The sequence below is a fragment of the Stackebrandtia sp. genome (assembly GCF_035643755.1).
Taxonomy (GTDB): Bacteria; Actinomycetota; Actinomycetes; order Mycobacteriales; family Micromonosporaceae; genus Stackebrandtia.
The window spans coordinates 1-21,151 of record NZ_DASQPW010000180.1 but is presented as its reverse complement, the minus strand read 5'-3'; the positions used below and the strand labels follow the sequence as shown (position 1 = coordinate 21,151).

Sequence of the window (21,151 nt, the reverse complement as noted above, 5' to 3'; positions counted from 1 at the left end):
GGTGCCGCACCGCGCGCAGCTGGCGATCGGCGCGGTCGTCGCCGTCGCGGCGGCCACCGCGGACGTGCGCGGCGCCATCGGGTTCTCGTCGTTCGGCGTGCTGGTCTACTACGCCATCGCCAACGCCTCGGCCCTCACCCTCTCGCCCGCCGAGGGCCGCCCGATCCGGGCGATCCCGATCGTCGGCGTCGCGGGGTGCCTGCTGCTGGCGTTCACGCTGCCGCCGTGGTCCGTCCTCGTCGGCGCGGTCGTGCTCGCCATCGGCTCGGGCGCCTACGCCGCGCGCCGACCGTGGACGAGGCGCACGGCCTGAAACCGCGCGGTCAGCTCTCCGGCGTCGGGCCGTGGTTTTCGGCCAGGAAGCGCTCCAGCTCGGCGCCGATCTCGTCGCCCGTCGGCAACTCGTCGTCCCCGGCCAGCAGGCTGTCGCGGCTGTTGCCCTCGACGAACATGTCGTACTGGCGCTCCAGCGCCCGCACCACCTCGGCGACCTCGTCGGAGGCGCGCACCTGGGCGTCGACCTCCGCGTCCACCTCGCGCCCCGACTCCCGCAGCGGTTCGTCCGACAACGACAGGCCCGTGACGTCCCTGATCGACTCCAACAGCCGCACCGACGCGCGCGGGTACGCCGACTGCGACAGGTAATGCGGCACGTGCGCGGCGAAGCCCACCGCGTCGTGGCCCGCCTCTCCCAGCCGCAGCTCGAGCAGCGCCCCCACATTCCCGGGAACCTTCAGGCGATTGAGCACCCGCTCGTGATTCGGCAACAGCGCCTGACGCGTGGCGTGCGCGGTGACCCCCAGCGGACGGGTGTGCGGCGCGCCCATCGGGATGCCGTGAAAACCAACGGCCAGACGGATTCCCCACAGGTCCATAAGCGACCGCACCGCCGCGGTGAACCGCTCCCACTGGTGATCGGGCTCGATGCCGCTGAGCAACACGAACGGCACGCCCGTGTCGTCGCGCACCGCGTACGCCACCAGTTCGGGCGCCTCGTACTCCTCCCAGTGGTCCACCGAGAACGTCATGCCGGGTCGCCGCCCCCGATAGTCGACCAGCTGGTCGGTGTCGAACCGCGCCACCACCTCGTGCTCGTATTCCTCCAACAAATACTCGGCCAGGCCCGACGCCGCCTGGCCCGCGTCCATGAATCCACGGAATTCGTACAGCAACACCGCGCCCCGCAGATCGGGCACGTCGGGTTCCACCTGGTACAACTCCTGCGGCTCCAACATCACGTCTCCCTTTTCGGATTCAGCAAGTGCGTGTTCGCCTAACGCTCGCCGCGGCCACCGCATTCCACCAGGCGCCGCCCATCCCACCCTAATGTGGCCGCGATCTCGGCCCCGAGGTCCTAGGACCAAGGACGCAGCACCTCCCGCGTCCGTCGCCCGATGGCAAGAGCGGCGAAACTCCATAGCTTCGAACGCATGAACACGAAGATCGCACTCATCACCGGAGCCTCGCGGGGCCTGGGCCGGGCTCTGGCCACCAGGCTGGCCCGCGACGGCTGGACCCTGCTGCTCACCGCGCGCGGACCCGAGGAACTGTCCCATGTGGCCGAGGACCTCGGCGCGGGCTGGCTGGCCGGCGACGTCGCCGACGCCGCCCACCGCGCCGGCCTCGTCGCGGAGCTGGAGCGGCTCGGGGGTCTGGACCTGTTGGTCAACAACGCCTCCAGCCTCGGTGCCACTCCCCTGCCCCGCTGGGCGGACTATCCGCTGGGGCAACTGCCCGACCTGTTCGCCACCAACGTTTTCGCGCCGTTGGCCCTGATCCAGGATCTGTTGCCGACGCTGCGCCGCCGCGGTGGCTCGGTCGTCAACATCTCCTCCGACGCAGCCACGGGCGGCTACGAGGGTTGGGGCGGTTACGGCGCCACCAAGGCCGCCCTCGACCAGGCGTCCAACGTGTTGGCCGCCGAGGAACCCGACATCCACGTGTGGTGGGTCGATCCCGGCGAGATGCGCACCGGCATGCTGGCCGAGGCGGTCGGCTCCGACGCCGACGCCGCGCCGCCGCCCGAGGACGTCGCGACCCCCGCGATCGTCGGTCTGCTCACCGACGGCCCGGCCAGCGGCCGCTACGTCGCCGCCGAACTGCTGGCGCCCCAGGGGGGCCGGGCATGACCGCGCTGCGCGACGCCACCTTCGACTTCGCCCTGGACGCCGCGCTGGAGGCCACCGAGCCCGCCGAGGTGTGCGGGCGCGGGCGCGACGACGTCCGCCTGCTGGTCACCGATCGCGGGACGGCGGCCACGACCCACCGCCGCTTCGCCGACCTTCCCCACCTGCTGCGGCCCGGGGACCTGTTGGTGGTCAACAATTCCGGCACTCTCCCCGCGGCGGTGTGGATGGACCGGCTGGTCGTCCACTTCTCCACCGCCAACGCCGACGGCGCCTGGCTGGTGGAGCTGCGCGAGCGCGCCGGCGCCACCCACCGTCCCTATTCCGGCGGGCAGCCCGGCGAGTGGCTGCCGCTTCCGGGCGGGGCCACCCTGGAGCTGGTGAGGAGGCACACGGGCCGGTTGTGGGTCGCGAGGCTTAATGTCTCGGTTTCGATATATCTTGAACAACACGGCAAGCCGATCCGTTACTCCTACGTGGACCGCGACTGGCCACTTCAGACCTACCAGACCGTCTTCGCCACCGAACCCGGCAGCGCCGAGATGCCCAGCGCCGCCCGGCCCTTCACCGCCGACACGGTGACCGGCCTGGTGAGCCGCGGCATCGGCGTCGCCCCCATCACCCTGCACACCGGCGTGGCCTCCCCCGAGATCGGCGAACCCCCGTACCCCGAGCGCTTCTCGGTCCCGGAGTACACCGCGCGCGCCGTCAACGCGGCCCACGCCGCGGGCGGCCGGGTGATCGCCGTGGGCACCACGGTGGTGCGCGCCCTGGAATCCGCGCACTCGGGGCGCGGCGTGGTCACCGCCCGCCGGGGCGTCACCGACCACATCGTCACCCCCGACGGCGGCGTCCACACCGTCGACGGCATCCTCACCGGGCTCCACGAGCCCCGCTCCACCCACCTGGCGATGCTGTCGGCCTTCGCCGACTCCTCGGCCCTGGCCGAGGCGTACCACGCCGCCATCGACCACCGGTACCTGTGGCACGAGTTCGGCGACGTCCACCTGATCGCCTAGCCGGGCTCGCCCGGCAGGTCGTCGAGGAAGTCGGCGGTCGGCACGTGGAACAGGCAGCCGGTCGCGGCGGTGGAGAAGTCGAGGATCCGGTCGTGTCGCCCCGGCACGTCACCCAGGAACATGTTGCGCAGCATGGTCTCGGTGACGTCCGGGGCGCGCGCGTAGCCGATGAAGTAGGTGCCGAACTCGCCGGAGGCGATGCTGCCGAACGGGAGGTTGTCGCGCACGATCTTGCGCTCGGTGCCGTCGGCGTCGGTGACGGTGTTGAGGGCGACGTGGGAGTCGGGGGGCTTGACGTCGTCGTCGAGCTCCACATTGGCCAGTTTGGTGCGGCCGATGACGCGTTCCTGTTCGTCGGACGGCAGCGCCTCCCAGGCCGCCAGGTCGTGCAGGTACTTCTGGACGATCACGTAGCTGCCGCCGGCGAAGCCGGGGTCCTCGTCGCCGATGAACACGGCGTCGGCGGCGGCCGGGCCGTCGGGGTTTTCGGAGCCGTCGACGAAGCCGAGCAGGTCGCGCTCGTCGAAGTACTTGAAGCCGTGCACCTCGTCGGCCACGTCCACGGCGGCCCCCAGCCGCCGCGCGATCAGCCGGGACAGCTCGAAGCACAGGTCCATGCGCCTGGCGCGCACGTGGAACAGGAGGTCGCCGGGGGTGGACGGTGCCCGGTGGCGGGGGCCGTCCAGCTCCCGAAACGGGTGCAGCTCGCGCGGGCGCGGGCCGTCGAAGAGCCGGTCCCAGGCATCCGAGCCGATGCCGACGACGCAGCTCAGGCCGCCGTCGGGGTCCCGGAATCCGACCGTGCGCCGCAGCGCCGCGAGGTCGGCGAGCACCTCGCGGACCGGTTCCTCTCCCCCGGCCGCGATGGTGACCACGAGGAACATCGCGGCGGTGGCGGGCGGGACGAGCACGGGTTGCGGCTGTGACACGGGGCTGCCTCCTGGCTTGTCCTGCTGACGCGACCAAGGCATATTGCATCACGATCGCCGACGCCGAGGTGTTTCATAAAAAGTCTCAGAACCGTCTCATAATTTGTTCTTATCGAGACTGCGGTACACGGTGGCCCGGGAGACGCCGAGCCGCCGCGCGATCTCCGAGGCCGAGTACCGGCCCGCGGCGTGCCACTGCCGGGCCCGGTCGATGTCGGCGTCGCTCAGGGTGGTGGGGCGCCCGCGGCCCCGCTGCGCGGCCGACGGCGCGGGGCCGGCATCGGTTGCGACCAGCCCCGACGGGCCGACCAGCAGCCGCAGTCCCTTCAGGACCTCGGCGCGGAGTTCGTCGGTGGGCTCGTCGGCGAACAGCACCACCGGGTCGCCCAGAATGGACACCGCCTGGCTGGCGCGCACCCGCTGCGCGAAGCTCGGGTTCTCCCCGGCGACCAGGCGGTTGGCCAGGCCCATGGCGGCGGTGAAGCGCTCGTACACCCGCCCCGGCGCCACCAGGGCCAGGTCGTGCAGGCTGAGCCGCAGCAGATGGCGGTGGGTCAGCAGCACGTCCAGCACCCCCTCGATGGCCGCCCAGCGCGCCCGCTCGGGCCCGAGCCCGGCGGCGGACAGCAGCGCCGCCTCGTAATCGTCCAAAAAGGGCTCGGCCAGCGCACCGATGATGTCCCCCTTGGCGGGGAAGTGATACAGCACCGCCGCCTTGCTGATCCCCAGCTGCTCGGCGATGGCGCGCACCGAGGTGCGGTGGTAGCCGTGCTCGACGAAGAGCGCGAAGGCGACGTCGAGGATGCGCTGTCTGGTCGGCTGTTTGGAGTCGTCGGCCATCCGATCATCCTAGTGCCCGACTGACCTTCGGTTAACGTGCTAGCGTCATTCCTGACCATCGGTCAGCCTAGAACGGAGCGATCATGCCCACCCCGCCCAGCGTCCTGATCTCCGGCGCCAGCATCGCCGGCCCCGCCCTGGCCTTCTGGCTGTCGGGGGCCGGCTATCGGGTCACGCTCGTGGAGCGCCATCCGGGCCCGCGGCCCGGCGGCAACGGGGTCGACATCCGCGGCGAGGCGATGGCGCTGGCCGAGGAGATGGGCATCGCCGACGCGATCCGCGACCACGCCACCGACATCGCCGACCTGGTCTTCGTGAACTCCGACGGCAAGACCTCGGCGCGGGTGCGGATGTCGGCCTTCGACGAACCCTCCGACGTCGAGATCATGCGCGGCGATCTGGCGGCCATCCTGCACGAGGAGACCCGGGGCGATTGCGAGTACGTCTTCGACGACTCGATCGCGGCGCTGCACCCGGGCGACCGCGGCGTCGACGTCGACTTCGTCGGCGGCGACAGCCGCCGCTTCGACCTGGTGGTGGGCGCCGACGGGCTGCACTCCCACACCCGCGGCCTGGCCGGGCTCACCAACCCGGCGATATTTCGCCACTGGGGCCTGTACTTCGCCATCGCCGCCCTGGAGGGCCGGCGTTTCGGGCGCGAGCGATCGGTGGTGCTGCACAACTCCCCCGCGCGGGTGGCCGGGATCTACTCCTCGGGCAATCACGACATCGAGGGGGCGTTCTTCCTGTTCCACGCCGACCTGGCGAGCTTCGACTACCGCGACACCCAGCGGCAGCGGCAGCTGCTGCGCGAGAGCTTCGCCTCGGAGGGCTGGCGGGTGCCCGAGCTCGTCGAGGAGGCCGTCGCCTCCGACACGTACTACATGGACTCGGTGACCCAGGTGCGGATGCCGCGCTGGTCGCGGGGCCGGGTGGTGCTGTTGGGCGACGCGGCCTACTGCGCGACCCTGCTGTCGGGCTCGGGCGCCAGCCTGGCCCTGCAGGGCGCGAAGGTGCTGGCCGACGCGTTGATCGCCGCCGACGCCGACCCCGCGGCGGCCTTCGCCCGCTACGAGCAGCGCTTCCGTCCCACGGTGGTCAAGCGCCAGAAGCAGGTGGGGGTCAGCGCGGCGATGCTGATGCCCCGCACCGCCGCGGGCATCTGGGTCCGCAACCGCTTCTGTCAGCTGCTGGGGCTGTCGGCGACGGCGAAGCTGTCGTACCGCAGGAGCCTGCGGACCCGGTGAATCGGGCCGCCGCCCTATGGATAGTGCTACTATCGGATAGTTTTAATATCCATAGCCCGGAGGCCCTCATGTCCCACCTGGTCCTGTCCGACCCGAGCCGCATAACCGCCGGCGTCGCGCTGATCACCATCGCCACGATCGAGTTCGGCGGCACCTTCGTCCTGCGCATCGCGCGCGGGAAGGTGCCGATGACCGACTTCCAGAAGACCTTCGCGCGCGCCGGCCACGGCCACGCGGGCATGTTCGTCACGCTCGGGCTGGTGTGCCTGATCCTCGCCGACGCCTCCGGGCTCACCGGGCTGGGCGGCCATGTGGCGCGACTCGGCGTCCTCATCGGCGCGATCCTGCTACCGGGCGGGTTCTTCTTCTCGTCCATGGGCCGCGACGTCACCGAGCCCAACAAGCTGATCGCGCTGATATGGCTGGGCGCCGCCAGCGTCGCCGCGGGCGTCCTGACGTTGGGCATCGGGCTTTTGGTCGCCTAGTTGCAGGCGATCAGCGAGTCCACCAGCCCCGGCTCGACGCTGGCCGCGAAGTCCATCACCACGGCGCCGTACCTGGGGCGACGGCCCGCCGCGGCGTCCACATAGGTCTTGATCTTCGGGTTGAGCTCCTCGGCGTAGCCCCTGGGCTGCGGGATCGTCGCCCCGGCGGTGGTGCTGGAGTAGTTGACGTACAGCTTCGAGGAGGAGGAATCGGCCTCGGCGTCGTCCAGGTGCCGGCGGACGAGGTCCCACTTGGCGTCGGCGGGGGCCTCCCAGTCGTTCTGGTACGACAACAGGTCGGCGTTGGAGGCGGGGATGCCGCCGATGAAGTCCTGGTTGGCGATCAGCACGACCTTGCCGCGCGCCTCGCCGAGGCTCGGCAGCCGGTTGTCGCGCAGGAACATCGCGTCAAACCCCTCGTCGCGCATGTACCGATCGTTGAAGACCGCCGCCCAGTCCTGCGCGCTGGCCTCGCTGTACTCCTGCTGCACCGACATGATGACGGTCTCGGACGGGTGCGCGCCGAACAGGGCGCGGCAGTCGCCCAGCACGTCGGAGAAGTTCTTCTCCTGATAGATCGGTCCATGGTGGATGGTGAAGGCGCCCTCGTAGAGGCGGCAGCGGATGTCGATGAAGCGCACCCCGGCGTCGAACTGTTGCGGCAGCGTCAGTTCCTGACACTTGGCGGTGTCGAAGGGGCCGCCGATCCGCGCGCAGCTGTCGTGGCTGCCGGGGATGGTGAGGTCGTCCAGGCCGGTGGCGTCGGGGATCGACCCCATCCAGGCCGCGGCGTCGCGCGCCGCCGGGTCGGCGAGGGCGGTGGCGGGCACCAGGCCCGCGCCGACGGCACCGGTCGCCAGGGCACCGGCCAGAAAGGTCCTGCGTCGCATAGGCATGCGGACACATTACCGAAAGTTATTCACATTTAGCAATATTTGCATTAAGCATTAGGTGCGGTCGCGGTGCCCGCGCCGCGCTTGCGGGGACGCACCAGGTCGGCGCGTTCGCGCGGCAGCGTGGGCTCGCCCGCGCCCTCCACCACGAAGCCGCCGTCGGCGATCATCTCCAGGTCCGCCCTGCCCTCGGCGCCCTCGGACGTCAGATAGTCGCCCAGGAAGATCGAGTTGACCACGTGCAGCGCCAGCGGTTGCAGGCCGCGCAGGTGGATCTCCCGCCCGGCCGCCAGCCGCACCTCCACGTCCGGGTGGACGAAGCGGGCCGCCGCCAGGATGCGCAGACAGCGCTGCGGGGTCAGCGCCCAGGTGCCCTGCAGGGGCGTCCCGTCGAACGGGATCAGGAAGTTCACCGGCACCGAGTCCGAGGCGATGTCGCGCAGGGCGTACAGCACGTCCAGCAGGTCGGCGTCGGTCTCACCCATCCCCGCGATCAGGCCCGAACACGGCGACAGACCCGCCCCGCGCGCCTTGCCCACGGTGTCCACCCGGTCGGCGAAGTCGTGGGTGGAACAGATGTCGGCGTACTGGCCGGAGCTGGTGTTGAGGTTGTGGTTGTACGCGTCCGCGCCCAATGCGGACAGACGGTCGGCCTGGCCCTCCGACAGCAGACCGAGGCAGGCGCACACCTCGACCTGCGGGTTGTCGCGCCGGATCGCCGCGATCGTGTCGCCGACGCGCTCCACGTCGCGGTCGGTGGGGCCGCGCCCGCTGGCCACCAGGCACACCCGCTTGGCGCCCCCGGCCACGCCCGCCGTGGCGGCGCGGGCGGCCTCGTCGGGCTTCAGCCAGGTGTACTTCAGCACGTCGGCCGACGAACCCAGCCGCTGGGAGCAGTACGCGCAGTCCTCGGGGCACAGCCCGCTCTTCAGGTTCACCAGGTAGTTGAGCTTCACCCGGTTGTCGAAGAAGCGGCGCCGCAGGCGCCCGGCGGCGGCCACGACGTCCAGCAGATCGGCGTCCCGGCTCGCCAGCACTGCCGCGACATCGTCGCGGTCGCCGGATTCGCCGCGCAGCCCGCGTTCCACCAGTCTGTCCAATGTCGATCGCGCAGTGGTCACGCCCATAATCCTGCCATATCCGGTCACTGTGCCGACTTGCCCGACGACGCTGTGCGCGCCATGGCGTAATGTACCGGCCATGTCGATCACCGACGTGTCCGCCCGCGTCACGACCGCCCCGCTGCACACTCCTTTCGTCACCGCGGTGCGTTCCACCTCCGCCCTCGAGACCGTCGTGGTGTCGGTGACCGACGCCGACGGCCACACCGGCCGCGGCGAGGGGCCGCAGACCTGGCGCATCACCGGGGAGTCGCTGGAAGGCGTGACCGCGTGCGTCACCGGGCCGCTGCGCCAGGCCGTCGCCGGCGGCGACCCGGACGACCTCAACGCCCTGTTGGACGCCGTGGACGACGCGGTGGTGGGCAACCACGTGGCCAAGGCGGCCATGGACGTGGCACTGCACGACCTGGCGGCACAGCGGATGGGCGTGCCGCTGGTGCGGCTGTTGGGCGGCTCGCGCGTCGCCGTGGCCACCGACGTCACCCTGTCGGCGGGGCAGATCCCCGAGCTGGTCGACGGCGCCGTCAAGCGGGTCGCCGAGGGCTTCGGCTGTCTCAAGGTCAAGGTCGGCGCCGATCCCGCCGGGGACCTGGCCCGGCTCGCCGCGATCCGCGAGGCCGTCGGCTCGGGCGTCGTCCTGCGCGTCGACGCCAACCAGGGCTGGCGGCCCAAGGAGGCGGTGCGCATCATCCGGGGCATGGAGGACGCCGGGCTCGACATCGAGCTGGTGGAGCAGCCCACCCCGGCGCACCGGCTCGACGCGCTGGCCTTCGTCACCTCCCGAGTGGACACCACGATCCTGGCCGACGAGTCGATCCGCACCCTCGACGACCTGAACCGCGTCATCGACACCGGTGCCGCCGACGCCGTCAACCTGAAGCTCACCAAGTGCGGCGGCCTGCGGGCCGGACGCACCATCCTGGAGGCCGCGCGGCAGTACGGCATCGGCACCACCGTCGGATCCATGATGGAGGGACCGATCGGGATCGCCGCCGCCGCCAGCCTGGCCGCCGCCTGCGGCACCACCGCCGTCGCCGACCTCGACGCCGCCTGGTGGCTGTCCGAACCGGACGAGGCGCTGCGCTACTCCGGCGGCGAGCTGAGGCTCGCGGACGGTCCCGGCCTGGCGGCGCTAACCTTTGCGTCCCAAGGTGACGCGTCGACATCGTTAGACCTAACCTTGTGCTTTCGCACCAACGCTCCACCACCACCGATCACACGCCCCAGCGGGGAGGACACACATGACGATTGAAGAGGGAAAACAGGCGCTTGTCGCCGTGTCGGCGGCGACCCTGTGGGCCTCCCCCAAGTCCGCCGAGGACACCGACCGGCTGGCGCTGGGCCAACCGGCCGCGGTGCGCGACTGGGTGGCCGGCATGACCCGCGAGCAGCGGGTCGACGGGCTGGTGGACCGCGCCCTCACCCAGGTGCTCCTGGGCGACGAGGTGCTGGTGAGCGACATCGAGGACGGTTGGGCACACGTCATCGTCACCGACCAGCCCTCCAGCCTGGACGAGCGCGGCTATCCCGGCTGGCTGCCGGTGGAGCAGCTCGAGACCGCCCCCACCGAGACCTCCGAGACCCTGCCGCACATCGTGTCGTCGACCGCCACGTCCATCAGGGACGAACCCGACGGCGAGGTGCTGATCCCCGGCGTCGGGCTGGGAACCCGGCTGCCCATCATCGACGAGGAGCCCTACCGGGGCTGGGCGCGGGTGGCGCTGCCCGGGCCGCGCCCGGCGGGCTGGGTCCGGCTGCACGACGTCACCGGCGCACCCGACAAGCCCGAGCCCGCCGCGTCCGGGCGGGTCAACGCGCTGTCCGTCGCCTCGCAGCTGCTGGACGTGCCGTACGTGTGGGGCGGCCTGAGCGCCTACGGCGTCGACTGTTCGTCCCTTGTGTACCTGGTGTACCGCCAGCTGGGCATCCGGGTGCCGCGCGACGCCCACGACCAGTCGGCGGCGTCCACCGCGATCGAACCGGACGACGCCAAGCCCGGCGACCTGTACTTCTTCGCGCGCAACGGCAAGTCGATCCACCACGTGGGAGTCGCCACCGAGCCCGGCGAGGACGGTGAGCCCATGATGATCCACGCTGCCGGCAACTACGGCAAGGTGGTGCACGAGGAGTTCACCACCGAGCGCGCCGAGACCCTGGTGGGCGCCGGCCGCGTCTTCGACGACGAGTAAGGAGCGCGCCGGGGCGTCGCGGCCGGGTTCGGTCGCCGCCTCGGCCTCATTCGCTTCGGATTCCTCGTCGTCCCAGGAGCTCTCGACCTCCGCGGCGCCCTCCTCCACCGCGGCCCGGTACTCGGCGGTGTCGCGGGGTTTACGGGGCGGGGACGCCAGGCTGGCGATGGTGGCGATGGCGAGGATGCCCACGATGACCGCCAGCGACACCCAGGTGTTGATCTCCGGGACGCCGTCGATCGGCTTGCCGCCGTTGAGGAACGGCACGTCGTTGTGGGCGAGGGCGTGCAGCACCAGCTTGACGCCGATGAAGCCCAGGATGAACGCCAACCCGTAGTTGAGGTACACCAGGCGTTCCAGCAGCCCGCCCAGCAGGAAGAACAGCTGGCGCAGCCCCATCAGGGCGAAGACGTTGACCGTCAAGACCAGGTACGCCTGCTGGGTGAGGCCGAAGGTCGCCGGGATCGAGTCGAAGGCGAACAGCAGGTCGGTGGTGCCGATGGCGATCATGACGATCAGCATCGGGCTGAGCACCTTCTTGCCGTCCATGTGGGCGGTCAGCTTGCCGCCGTTGTAGCCCGGGGCCACCGGGACCACGCGGCGCACGAACCGGATCACGGCGTTCTCCTTGAACTCCTCCTCCTCGTCGCCGCTGCGCAGCAACTGGATCGCGGTGAAGATCAGGAAACCGCCGAAGATGAAGAAGATCCACACGAACTCCTCGACGAGTCCGGCGCCGATGCCGATGAACACCGCGCGCAGGATCAGCGCGGTGATGATGCCGACCATCAGCACCTTCTGCTGGTAGCGCCGGGGCACCGCGAAGCTGCTCATGATGAGCATGAAGACGAACAGGTTGTCGACCGACATGCTGTATTCGGTGATCCAACCGGCGAAGAACTCGGCGCCGTACCGGTCGGGGGCGAACCAGAACACGCCGGCGCCGAACAGACCCGCGAGTCCGAAATAGAACGCCACCCACAGGGCGGCCTCCTTGGCGGAGGGTTCGTGCGGTCGGCGTCCGATGACGAACAGATCGACGGCGAGCACGGCAACCACACCCACCAAGGTGAGACCCCACACCCACAGCGGGACATTCACTACAAAAAGCCTTCCGGGTAACACTGTCTACGTGTGAAACCGGAAGGTCTCTCCCATCGTCGAACGGCAGCCCGAAGAACCGCCGAGGCCGGGGCGATCGAGGTGGCCGGGCGAACAGAATGTGTTGCTCACGGTTCGCCGTGCTGACGACCACTTCGTTTGGGGGATACTCCCCTTCCGTCGTACCTCACCATTGTGCCCTATCAACACGCACCTTGACTGTGGCCCATAGGACAAATCACAGGTCCGACATGCGACAGCACGCACCGTCGACGCCGCCTCACGGCCTCAGGAGGCGCCGGCCTCGTCGAACTGGCGCAGCTCGCGCTTCAGCTCGGCGATCTCGTCGCGGTAGCGGGCCGCCACCTCGAACTGAAGATCCCTTGCGGCGGCGAGCATCTGGTCGTTGAGCGAGGCGATCATGGCGGCGAGCTCCTCGCGGGGCGCGCCCTCGCCGTGACCGACGATGGCGCCCGCGCGCGACCGGGTCTGCGGCACCGGTGCCTTGCCGCGGCTTTGCTGCCGCCCCGAACCGCCCACCAGGGTGGCGTTCTCGTCGGCGTCGGCGTAGATGTCGTCCAGGATGTCGCCGATGCGCTTGCGCAGCGGCTGTGGGTCTATGCCGTGCTCCTTGTTGTGGGCGATCTGCTTGGCGCGGCGCCGGTCGGTCTCGTCCAGGGCCCTGCGCATCGAGTCGGTGATCTTGTCGGCGTACATGATCACCTCGCCGGAGACGTTGCGGGCGGCGCGGCCGATCGTCTGGATCAGCGAGGTGCCCGAGCGCAGGAAGCCCTCCTTGTCGGCGTCCAAAATGGCCACCAGCGACACCTCGGGGAGGTCGAGGCCCTCCCGCAGCAGGTTGATGCCCACCAGCACGTCAAACTCGCCGGAACGCAACTCGCGCAACAGCTCGATGCGCCGCAGCGTGTCCACCTCGGAGTGCAGGTAGCGCACCCGGATGTCGTTGTCCAGGAAGTAGTCGGTGAGATCCTCGGCCATCTTCTTGGTCAGGGTGGTCACCAGGATCCGCTCGTTGCGTTCGGCGCGGGCGCGGATCTCGTGCATCAGGTCGTCGATCTGGCCCTTGGTGGGCCGCACCACCACCTGCGGGTCGACCAGGCCGGTGGGACGGATCACCTGCTCGGCGTACTGGCCGTGCGTCTGCTCCAGCTCCCACGGACCCGGGGTGGCCGACATGTACACCGACTGCCCCACCCGCTGACGGAACTCGTCGAAGCGCAGCGGGCGGTTGTCCATGGCGCTGGGCAGCCGGAAGCCGTGCTCCACCAGGGTGCGCTTGCGCGAGGCGTCGCCTTCGTACATGCCGCCGATCTGCGGCACCGTCTGGTGCGACTCGTCGATGATCGTGATGAAGTTCTCCGGGAAGTAGTCCAGCAGCGTGAACGGCGGTTCCCCCGCGTCGCGGCCGTCGAAGTGGCGCGAGTAGTTCTCGATGCCGCTGCACGACCCGATCTGGCGGATCATCTCCAGGTCGTAGGTGGTGCGCATCCGCAGCCGCTGCGACTCCAGGTGCTTGCCCTGGCGCTCCAGCTCGGCGAGCCGCTCGTCCAGCTCGACCTCGATGTCGCGCACCGCCCGCTCCTGGTTCTCGCCGCTGGTCACATACGCGGCCCCCGGGAAGATCACCAGCTCCGAGACGTGGCGCACCACCTCGCCGGTCAACGGGTTGATGTAGAACAGCTTGTCGATCTCGTCGCCGAACATCTCGATGCGCACGGCCAGTTCCTCGTACGCCGGGATGATGTCGATGGTGTCGCCGCGCACCCGGAAGGTGCCGCGGGTGAACGCGTAGTCGTTGCGGGTGTACTGGATCTCCACCAGGCGCCGCAGCAGCGCGTCGCGCTCGTACTCCTCCCCCACCTTTACCGTGGCGGTGTGGGCGTAGAACTCCGTCGGCGTCACCAGGCCGTAGATCGCCGAGACCGTGGCCACCACCACGACGTCCTTGCGGGTCAACAGCGAGTGCATCGTGGAGTGGCGCAGCCGCTCCACCTCGTCGTTGATCGAGGAGTCCTTCTCGATGTAGGTGTCGGTCTGCGGGACGTACGCCTCGGGCTGGTAATAGTCGTAATAGGACACGAAGTATTCCACGGCGTTGTTCGGCAACAGTTCCCGAAACTCCGTGGCCAGCTGGGCCGCCAGGGTCTTGTTGTGCGCCATCACCAGGGCCGGCCGCTGCAGCTTCTCGATCAGCCAGGCCGCGGTGGCCGACTTGCCGGTGCCGGTGGCACCCAGCAGCACCACGTCGCGCTCGTCGTTGTCGATGCGGCGAGCCAGTTCGGCGATGGCGGTGGGCTGGTCACCGGAGGGCTCGTACTCGCTGACGACGGTGATCGGGCCGTCGGTGCGTGGGATCTCGAAGGTCACGTCCTCCAAACTAGCTCCCGGGTGTGACAGCGATGCGGCCATCACCAATTACCTCAGCCGGCCTGACTCGTTGGGCATAGACGTGGGTACGAGCCAGAAGAAAGACGACAAGAAGGCCGACCGGATGCGCCAGCTCGTGGTGTGGCTCCTGTGCGGCGGCATGGTGGTGGCCGTGGGCTGGATCGGCAACAGCTGCCTGCGCCAGCACGCCGATGAGCCCCGTCACATGACCAGCGCGGAGGCCAAGCGGCTGGCGAAGGTGCGGGTCAACAACCAGAAGGCGGGCCCGACGGCGATGTCGGTGGAGCTGCCGGAATCGGCCGGCGGCGGCCAGCTGCGCGGCCAGATCGACTGGTCGCAGCCGCTGGTCAGCGCGCAGACGCTGCCGGCGGGCAAGTCGCGCCCCGACGGGCTGGTGCAGGCGGTGCCCGGGTTGATCGCCAGCCACGGCGCCAAGTCCGCCGGCGCCCGCACGCTGCCCGCCAGCGGCTGGTCGGTGCACCGGATGCGGCAGCAGCAACCCGGATCCCACGCCTCGGCGCACCAGATCGCCGGCGACATCGTGATGTCGGCGCTGTTGACCCTGCACGACGCCGCGCCCGCCGACCCGGCGGTGCTGCGGGACAAGGGGGTGTGGCTGCGCGAGGCCGCCATCGACGGCGCGACCGTCGACGTGTTCCGGGCGCCGCTGTTGCTGGACGCCCCCACGCCCACCCCGGGGTCCACGCACGGCCGTTCCACGGTGCCCGAGGCGGTGTTCTGGGTGGATCACCACTCGCGGCTGCGGCGGGTGCAGTTCGACCCGGCCTCCGCGGGTCTTGCCACAGTGGACTTTCTCCTGGAGCAGAAGCAGCCCTCGCGGGTGGAGCCGATCGACCTGTTGGGCGGCGGACCCATCAAGCCGCGCGGGTTGAAGACCGGCGAGGCCGACCAGCTGGCGAGCCTGCGGCAGCACAACGCCGGCGGCGGGGCCGAGATCTCCGTCGAGCTGCCCTCGGCCGACAACGCGATGACCCGCGCCAGGGGCTATGTGGACTGGCGCGGCCCGATGGTCTACCTGTCGGTGGACGCGCCGGGCAAGAAGGACGACGGCCTGATGTACGCGCTGCCCGGCGGCGCGGCGACCCGCCCGGGGAAGCCGACGGGGATGCCGCCGCTGACGGTGCCCACCGACGGCTGGACGTCACAGCCGTGGAAGGACCGCTCCGACGGCGACCGCGCCACCGACCTGGACACCCTGCTGTTCAAGGTGATGGCGATGGCCAGCCCGCAGGCCGACGATCCCGGCGTGGTGAAGAAGGACGCGTCGTTCCTGCGCGAGGACTCCCTCGACGGCGTCGCCACCGGCGTGTACGAGTTCCCGATCGCCGGCGACCCGAAGACCAAGCAGCGCGGGCAGGCGCCGTTTCGGTTCTGGGTGGACGGCAGCGACGACCGGCTGCGCCGCGTCGAGTTGCGCACCAACGGCCTGGGCATGGCGCACGCCGACCTCGATCCGGCGGCGCCCGAGTCGATCCCCATCCCCGACGCGGTGCGCTCGGCCCTGGTGGGTTGAGCCGGGCGGCGAAAACCGTTTGATGGCAACGGCCGCGGCTGTGAGGCTGGGGCCGTGAAGGTTTACATGGAGCGCGGCCCGAACGGGCGCGGATATCGTTCCGAGATCCATCGCGACGACGGTGCGGTGCTGTGCCTGCCGGGGTACGACCGCAAGTGGCGGATACCGCACGACCTGGCGCATCTGGTCGCCGAGCGCGAGCTGGGGCTCGACGACGGGGTGTTCGGGTCGATCGCGGCGGGCGCGGTGTTCGAGAACATGACCGTGCTGTCGGGACGCCAGCGGCACGACGCGCGGGAGCGGTCGCGGCGGGTGCTGCGCGCCAACGAGCGCGCCACCGCGACGGCCGAGGTGCTGGCGGGCGTGGTTCACCATGCCGCCGAGAGCGGCGGGGTCGAATCCGTGGGGCCCGAGGCCCGCGAGGCGTGGGGCGTGCTCAGCGCCGAGCCGTTTCCGTACCCGCCGCGGGCGCTGCGCCGCGCCGTCGGGTCCCTGATGGAGGCGGGCGAGCGGTGGGCCCGGATCGGAGAGGGGCAGCGGCTGGAGCTGGAGTGGCCGAGCCCGGGCCCGAGGCGTCAGCGTTCGCCGCGAGCCAAGGGCAGCAAGCGATCCCGCCACAGTTCATCCACTGTGTCGTTAAGTTCGTCGAGGGTGCCGGAGTTGTCGATGACGACGTCGGCGATGGCGCGGCGCACCTCGTCGGGCGCCTGGGCGTTGATGCGGGCCTCGGCCTGCTCGCGGGGCAGGCCCCGGATCTGAAGGCGGCGCAGGCGAAGTTCCCGCGGCGCCTCCACCACGACCACCAGGTCGAAGGTGGGCGCCAGCCCGACCTCGGCCAGCAGCGGCACGTCGTTGATCACGACGGCGTCGGCGTCGGCCGCGGCGGCGAGCTCGCGGGAGCGCTGCCGCACCCGCGGGTGAATGATCCCCTCCAGGCGGGAGCGGGCGGCGTCGTCGACGAACACCCGCGCCGCCAGGGCCGCGCGGTCCAGTACGCCGTCGGCGTCGGCGATGTCGGCGCCGAACGCCGCGACCACGTCGGCCAGCCCGGGCGTGCCCGGGGCGACCACCTCGCGCGCCAGCACGTCGGAGTCGATGAGCACCGCGCCCAGCGCGGCCAGCCGCGCGGCCACCGCGCTCTTGCCGGCCCCGATGCCGCCGGTGAGTCCCACATTCAGCACCCGACGATTCTCGCCCACCCGCGACCCCCGACGCGAAACGGCCCGCCCGGTGAAGTCACCGGGCGGGCCGTCGCCAACTGTTGTGCTCTTGCCTAGCTGCCCGCGAGCTTCTCGCGGAGCGCCGCCAGCGCCTCGTCGGTCGCGAGGGTACCGGACGGCCCCTGCGGCTCGGAGGTGCTGCTGGAGGTCTGCTGCTGCGTGGGACGCGACGACGGCTTGGCGGCCGGCTTGGCGTCGCCATCGCCGTCACCGGAGCCCTCGCCGGCACCGGCCGGGGCGTCCTTGATGACGCGCTCGGCGATCTGGCGGCCGTGCTCCTCCCAGCGGGTGCGGGCGTCGGCGTACTGCTTCTCCCACTCCTCGCGGGCGGTGTCGTAGCCGTCCAGCCATTCGCCGGTGTCGGCGTCGAAGCCCTCCGGGTAGATGTAGTTGCCCTGGTCGTCGTACTGGGCGGCCATGCCGTAGAGCGTCGGGTCGAACTGCTCCTCGTTCTCCACGTACGCCTCGTTGGCCTGCTTCAGCGACAACGAGATACGGCGGCGGTCCAGGTCGATGTCGATGACCTTGACCATGGCGTCGCTTCCGACGTCCACGACCTGCTCGGGCACCTCGACGTGGCGCTCGGCCAGCTCCGAGATGTGCACCAGACCCTCGATGCCGTCCTCGACGCGGACGAACGCGCCGAACGGAACCAGCTTCGTGACCTTGCCGGGCACGATCTGGCCGATGGCGTGGGTGCGGGCGAACTGGCGCCACGGGTCTTCCTGGGTCGCCTTCAGCGACAGGGAAACCCGCTCGCGGTCCATCTCGACGCTGAGCACCTCGACCTCGACCTCGTCGCCCACGGCGACAACCTCGCCGGGGTGGTCGATGTGCTTCCAGGACAGCTCCGACACGTGCACCAGACCGTCCACGCCACCCAGGTCCACGAAGGCACCGAAGTTGACGATGGACGACACGACGCCCTTGCGGACCTGGCCCTTGGCCAGCTTGTTGAGGAACTCGGTGCGGACCTCCGACTGGGTCTGCTCGAGCCAGGAGCGGCGGGACAGCACCACGTTGTTGCGGTTCTTGTCCAGCTCGATGATCTTGGCCTCGAGCTCGCGGCCGACATACGGCTGCAGGTCACGGACCCGACGCATTTCCACAAGGGACGCGGGAAGGAACCCACGCAGTCCGATATCGAGAATCAGACCGCCCTTGACCACCTCGATGACGGAGCCGCGCACCACGCCGTCCTCTTCCTTGATCTTTTCGATCGTGCCCCAGGCGCGCTCGTACTGTGCGCGCTTCTTGGACAGGATGAGGCGACCTTCCTTGTCCTCCTTCTGGAGCACAAGAGCCTCAACGTGATCGCCGGTCGACACCACCTCGGCCGGATCAACGTCGTGCTTGATGGACAACTCGCGGGAGGGAATGACCCCTTCGGTCTTATAACCGATGTCGAGCAGGACTTCGTCCCGATCGACTTTCACGACGGTGCCTTCGACAATGTCACCGTCATTGAAATACTTGATGGTCTCGTCGATTGCGGCGAGGAGAGCTTCCTCGCTGCCGAGGTCGTCGACCGCGACCTTGCTGCCGCTTTCGGCGGCGCTGCTCGTCATGTGGGCTGGTGCTCCGGTTACTGATGATCGTATCGAGTGAAATGCGCGGGGCCCTTCGCCACCGTCCGGCGGCAGCGGTGTGTACCTTCTCCATGCCGAGGCCACAAGCGTCCACGATTGCCGCTCCAGACTACCGTGCCTGTGAGCGACGAACCCGCCGCACCCTTTCCAGTGGCGCGACTCACCTCACATCCGGGGTCAGTGCGCGGCGGTGTCCCAGTCGGTTCCGGTACCGGTGGAGACCCCCAGCGGGACGGCCAGTTCGGCGGCGCCCGCCATTTCCTTGCGCACCAACGCTTCCACCTTCTCAAGCTCGCCGGGCGCGATCTCCAGCACGAGCTCGTCGTGCACCTGCAGCAGGATGCGCGACTCCACCGTGGCCTTGGTCAGGGCGGCGTCGACCCGCAGCATCGCGATCTTCATGATGTCGGCGGCGCTGCCCTGGATCGGCGCGTTGAGGGCGGCGCGTTCGGCCATCTCGCGGCGCTGGCGGTTGTCGCTGTTGAGATCGGGAAGGTAGCGGCGGCGGCCGAACATGGTCTCGGTGTACCCGGCGCGCCGGGCGGCGTCCACCACGCCGCGCAGATAGTCGCGCACCCCGCCGAAGCGGTCGAAGTACTCGTCCATCAGGCCGCGGGCCTCCTCGGCGCTGACCCCCAGCTGCTGCGACAGGCCGTAGGCCGACAGCCCGTAGGCCAGGCCGTAGGACATGGCCTTGATGCGCCGCCGCTGCTCGGCGTCCACCTGAGACGGTTCGACGTCGAAGACGCGCCCCGCCACAGTGGAGTGCAGGTCCTCCCCGGAGTTGAACGCCCCGATCAGCCCCGCGTCCCGCGACAGGTGCGCCATGATGCGCATCTCGATCTGGCTGTAGTCGCAGGTCATCAGGGTCTCGAACCCGTCGGTCACCACGAAGCCGCGGCGGATCTGGCGCCCGGCCTCGGTGCGCACCGGGATGTTCTGCAGGTTCGGGTCCTTGGACGACAGCCGCCCCGTGGCGGCCACGTTCTGCTGGTAGGTGGTGTGGATGCGGTTGTCGTCGGCGACCTCCGCCAACAGGCCCGACACCGTCTGCTTCAGCTTCTCGACGTCGCGGTGGCGCAGGATCGCCTCCAGCACCGGGTGCTGGGTCTTGGCGTACAGGCCGGCCAGCGCCTCGGCGTCGGTGGTGAAGCCGGTCTTGGTGCGCTTGGTCTTGGGCATGCCCAGCTTGTCGAACAGCAGCTCCTGCAGCTGCTTGGGGGACCGCAGGTTGAACTGTTGGTCGACCGCGGAGTGGGCGTCGGACACCGCGCGGGCGGCCTCTCCGGCGAACGTCGCCTCCAGCTCGCCGAGGTGGTCGACGTCGGCGGCGATGCCGACGGCCTCCATTTCGGTCAGCACCGTCATGACGGGAAGTTCCATGTCCCGCAACAGATCCGCGGCGTTATGGGTCGACAGCTGCCCGTCCAGGACGTCGGCCAGCTCGCCCACCGCCTCGGCCTCGCGGCCCAGCGCCGCGACGGCGTCGTCCGTCGATCCCGCGGTGTCCAGACCCTCCAGTGTGGGCTGGTCGCCGGCGGCGGGCGCCGAGTTCAACTCGCGGCCCAGGTAGCGGGTGACCAGCTGCTCCAGCGAGTCGGACTTCAGGTCGGGGCGCACCAGGTACGCCGCCAGCGCGGTGTCGCTGGTGATGCCCGCCAGCTTCCAGTTGTGGGCCCGGCAGGCCAGGCCGAAGGTCTTGGCGTCGTGGATCGCCTTGGGAGCGGTGGCGTCGGAAAGCCAGGCCGCCCACGCCTTGTCGTCGGCCGGGTCCATGGTGGACGGGTCGAAGACGGCGGTGCGCTCGTCGACGGCCAGCGCGATCGTGTCGAAGCGGCCGCTGCCGTGTCCGAAGGAGCCGCGGGCGGCCACGCCGACCCGGTGCCCGTCGGGTATCGCCCCCAGCCAGCCGCCCAGCTGCCCGGACTCCAGAATCGACAGTTCGGAGTCCGCGCGCGGCGTCGACTCCGTCGCCGGGGCGTCGCCGATGCGCTTGTCGGTGAGCTGGGAGTTGATCCGCTCGGCCAGCGAGTGGAACTCCAGCGGCTCGAAGATGTCGGCCACGGCGGCGGCGTCCCAGCCCCGCCACTCGACGGTGTCGGGGGTGGCCGACAGCTTCAGGTCCCGCACCAGCTTGTTCAGGGTGGCGTTGCGCAGCACGTCGGACATGTGGTCGCGCAGCGACTGCCCGGCCTTGCCCTTGATGGCGTCGGCGGCGGCCACCACGCCGTCCAGGCCGTCGTAGGTGGTGATCCACTTGGCGGCGGTCTTGGGGCCGACGCCGGGTACGCCCGGCAGGTTGTCGCTGGTCTCGCCCACCAGCGCCGCCAGGTCGGGGTAGCGGCCCGGTGGCACCCCGTACTTCTCCTCCACCGCCGCCGGCGTCATGCGCGCCAGTGTGGACACTCCCTTGACGGGGTACAGCACGGTCGACACCTCGGTGACCAGC

15 protein-coding genes and 3 pseudogenes are annotated in these 21,151 nt (G+C 70.2%); 8 read left to right on the top strand and 10 right to left on the bottom strand.

Features of this window, described 5'->3' with window-relative positions; genetic code table 11:
• Positions 1–313 (top strand): annotated as a pseudogene (locus VE172_RS13450) (amino acid permease); the annotation flags it as partial.
• A 10-nt stretch (positions 314–323) separates the two neighbouring features.
• On the opposite strand, the gene VE172_RS13445 reads toward VE172_RS13450, so the two are convergent.
• Positions 324–1,238: a proteasome assembly chaperone family protein gene (locus VE172_RS13445; protein WP_349258366.1), complete on the bottom strand. Its 915-nt coding sequence runs from the start codon at positions 1,236–1,238 to the stop codon at positions 324–326.
• 192 nt (positions 1,239–1,430) lie between these two features.
• Between VE172_RS13445 and VE172_RS13440 the strand changes: the two genes are divergently transcribed.
• Together VE172_RS13440 and VE172_RS13435 are read left to right on the top strand one after the other, a co-directional pair.
• Positions 1,431–2,129, top strand: coding sequence for an SDR family NAD(P)-dependent oxidoreductase (locus VE172_RS13440; protein WP_324802430.1), 699 nt, complete (start codon positions 1,431–1,433; stop codon positions 2,127–2,129).
• Complete coding sequence (locus VE172_RS13435) at positions 2,126–3,145, top strand: S-adenosylmethionine:tRNA ribosyltransferase-isomerase (protein WP_324802429.1); 1,020 nt, start codon at positions 2,126–2,128, stop codon at positions 3,143–3,145. Before VE172_RS13440 ends, VE172_RS13435 begins: the two co-directional genes overlap by 4 nt.
• Here the strand turns inward: VE172_RS13435 and VE172_RS13430 are convergent.
• The gene (locus tag VE172_RS13430) at positions 3,142–4,074 is read right to left on the bottom strand and encodes a Dyp-type peroxidase (RefSeq protein ID WP_324802428.1); all 933 of its coding nucleotides are present in this window, start codon (positions 4,072–4,074) and stop codon (positions 3,142–3,144) included. The two genes, VE172_RS13435 and VE172_RS13430, sit on opposite strands and share 4 nt — an antisense overlap.
• 96 nt (positions 4,075–4,170) lie before the next feature.
• The gene (locus VE172_RS13425; RefSeq protein ID WP_324802427.1) at positions 4,171–4,914 is read right to left on the bottom strand and encodes a TetR family transcriptional regulator; all 744 of its coding nucleotides are present in this window, start codon (positions 4,912–4,914) and stop codon (positions 4,171–4,173) included.
• Positions 4,915–4,997: 83 nt separating this feature from the next.
• On the opposite strand from VE172_RS13425, the gene VE172_RS13420 reads away from it, so the two are divergent.
• Positions 4,998–6,161, top strand: coding sequence for an FAD-dependent monooxygenase (locus VE172_RS13420; RefSeq protein ID WP_324802426.1), 1,164 nt, complete (start codon positions 4,998–5,000; stop codon positions 6,159–6,161).
• 68 nt (positions 6,162–6,229) lie between these two features.
• The gene (locus VE172_RS13415) at positions 6,230–6,646 is read left to right on the top strand and encodes a hypothetical protein (RefSeq protein ID WP_324802425.1); all 417 of its coding nucleotides are present in this window, start codon (positions 6,230–6,232) and stop codon (positions 6,644–6,646) included.
• Here the strand turns inward: VE172_RS13415 and VE172_RS13410 are convergent.
• A complete protein-coding gene (locus VE172_RS13410) occupies positions 6,643–7,542 on the bottom strand; it encodes a phosphatidylinositol-specific phospholipase C (RefSeq protein ID WP_324802424.1) in 900 nt (299 codons plus the stop codon). The genes VE172_RS13415 and VE172_RS13410 overlap by 4 nt on opposite strands.
• A gap of 44 nt (positions 7,543–7,586) precedes the next feature.
• Complete coding sequence (bioB, locus tag VE172_RS13405; RefSeq protein ID WP_349258365.1) at positions 7,587–8,666, bottom strand: biotin synthase BioB; 1,080 nt, start codon at positions 8,664–8,666, stop codon at positions 7,587–7,589.
• Between the two features lie 73 nt (positions 8,667–8,739).
• On the opposite strand from bioB, the gene VE172_RS13400 reads away from it, so the two are divergent.
• The gene (locus VE172_RS13400) at positions 8,740–9,912 is read left to right on the top strand and encodes a mandelate racemase/muconate lactonizing enzyme family protein (protein ID WP_324802421.1); all 1,173 of its coding nucleotides are present in this window, start codon (positions 8,740–8,742) and stop codon (positions 9,910–9,912) included.
• A complete protein-coding gene (locus VE172_RS13395) occupies positions 9,902–10,849 on the top strand; it encodes a C40 family peptidase (protein ID WP_324802419.1) in 948 nt (315 codons plus the stop codon). The genes VE172_RS13400 and VE172_RS13395 overlap by 11 nt, the downstream gene beginning before the upstream one ends.
• Positions 10,850–10,981: 132 nt before the next feature.
• On the opposite strand, the pseudogene VE172_RS13390 reads toward VE172_RS13395, so the two are convergent.
• A pseudogene (locus VE172_RS13390) lies at positions 10,982–11,950 on the bottom strand (TerC/Alx family metal homeostasis membrane protein); the annotation flags it as partial.
• 288 nt (positions 11,951–12,238) lie between these two features.
• The gene (gene uvrB / locus VE172_RS13385; protein WP_324802417.1) at positions 12,239–14,338 is read right to left on the bottom strand and encodes an excinuclease ABC subunit UvrB; all 2,100 of its coding nucleotides are present in this window, start codon (positions 14,336–14,338) and stop codon (positions 12,239–12,241) included.
• An 82-nt stretch (positions 14,339–14,420) separates the two neighbouring features.
• Between uvrB and VE172_RS13380 the strand changes: the two genes are divergently transcribed.
• Positions 14,421–15,893 (top strand): hypothetical protein, encoded by a 1,473-nt coding sequence (locus VE172_RS13380; RefSeq protein ID WP_324802415.1) that lies wholly within the window; start codon positions 14,421–14,423, stop codon positions 15,891–15,893.
• A 590-nt stretch (positions 15,894–16,483) separates the two neighbouring features.
• Here VE172_RS13380 and coaE read toward each other — a convergent pair.
• The 3 genes and pseudogenes from coaE to polA form a co-directional block, all read right to left on the bottom strand.
• Positions 16,484–17,074, bottom strand: a pseudogene (gene coaE / locus VE172_RS13375) (dephospho-CoA kinase); the annotation flags it as partial.
• A gap of 92 nt (positions 17,075–17,166) precedes the next feature.
• Positions 17,167–18,681 (bottom strand): 30S ribosomal protein S1, encoded by a 1,515-nt coding sequence (gene rpsA / locus VE172_RS13370; RefSeq protein WP_324802412.1) that lies wholly within the window; start codon positions 18,679–18,681, stop codon positions 17,167–17,169.
• Positions 18,682–18,879: 198 nt separating this feature from the next.
• On the bottom strand, positions 18,880–21,151 hold a 2,272-nt coding region (gene polA / locus VE172_RS13365), incomplete at its 5' end, for a DNA polymerase I (RefSeq protein WP_324802410.1).

Coding starts and splice junctions, on each gene's coding strand:
- VE172_RS13440 (WP_324802430.1), top strand. CDS start 1,431: ATGAACACGAAGATCGCACTCATCACCGGAGCCTCGCGGGGCCTGGGC.
- VE172_RS13435 (WP_324802429.1), top strand. CDS start 2,126: ATGACCGCGCTGCGCGACGCCACCTTCGACTTCGCCCTGGACGCCGCG.
- VE172_RS13425 (WP_324802427.1), bottom strand. CDS start 4,914: ATGGCCGACGACTCCAAACAGCCGACCAGACAGCGCATCCTCGACGTC.
- VE172_RS13420 (WP_324802426.1), top strand. CDS start 4,998: ATGCCCACCCCGCCCAGCGTCCTGATCTCCGGCGCCAGCATCGCCGGC.
- VE172_RS13415 (WP_324802425.1), top strand. CDS start 6,230: ATGTCCCACCTGGTCCTGTCCGACCCGAGCCGCATAACCGCCGGCGTC.
- VE172_RS13410 (WP_324802424.1), bottom strand. CDS start 7,542: ATGCCTATGCGACGCAGGACCTTTCTGGCCGGTGCCCTGGCGACCGGT.
- bioB (WP_349258365.1), bottom strand. CDS start 8,666: ATGGGCGTGACCACTGCGCGATCGACATTGGACAGACTGGTGGAACGC.
- VE172_RS13400 (WP_324802421.1), top strand. CDS start 8,740: ATGTCGATCACCGACGTGTCCGCCCGCGTCACGACCGCCCCGCTGCAC.
- VE172_RS13395 (WP_324802419.1), top strand. CDS start 9,902: ATGACGATTGAAGAGGGAAAACAGGCGCTTGTCGCCGTGTCGGCGGCG.
- rpsA (WP_324802412.1), bottom strand. CDS start 18,681: ATGACGAGCAGCGCCGCCGAAAGCGGCAGCAAGGTCGCGGTCGACGAC.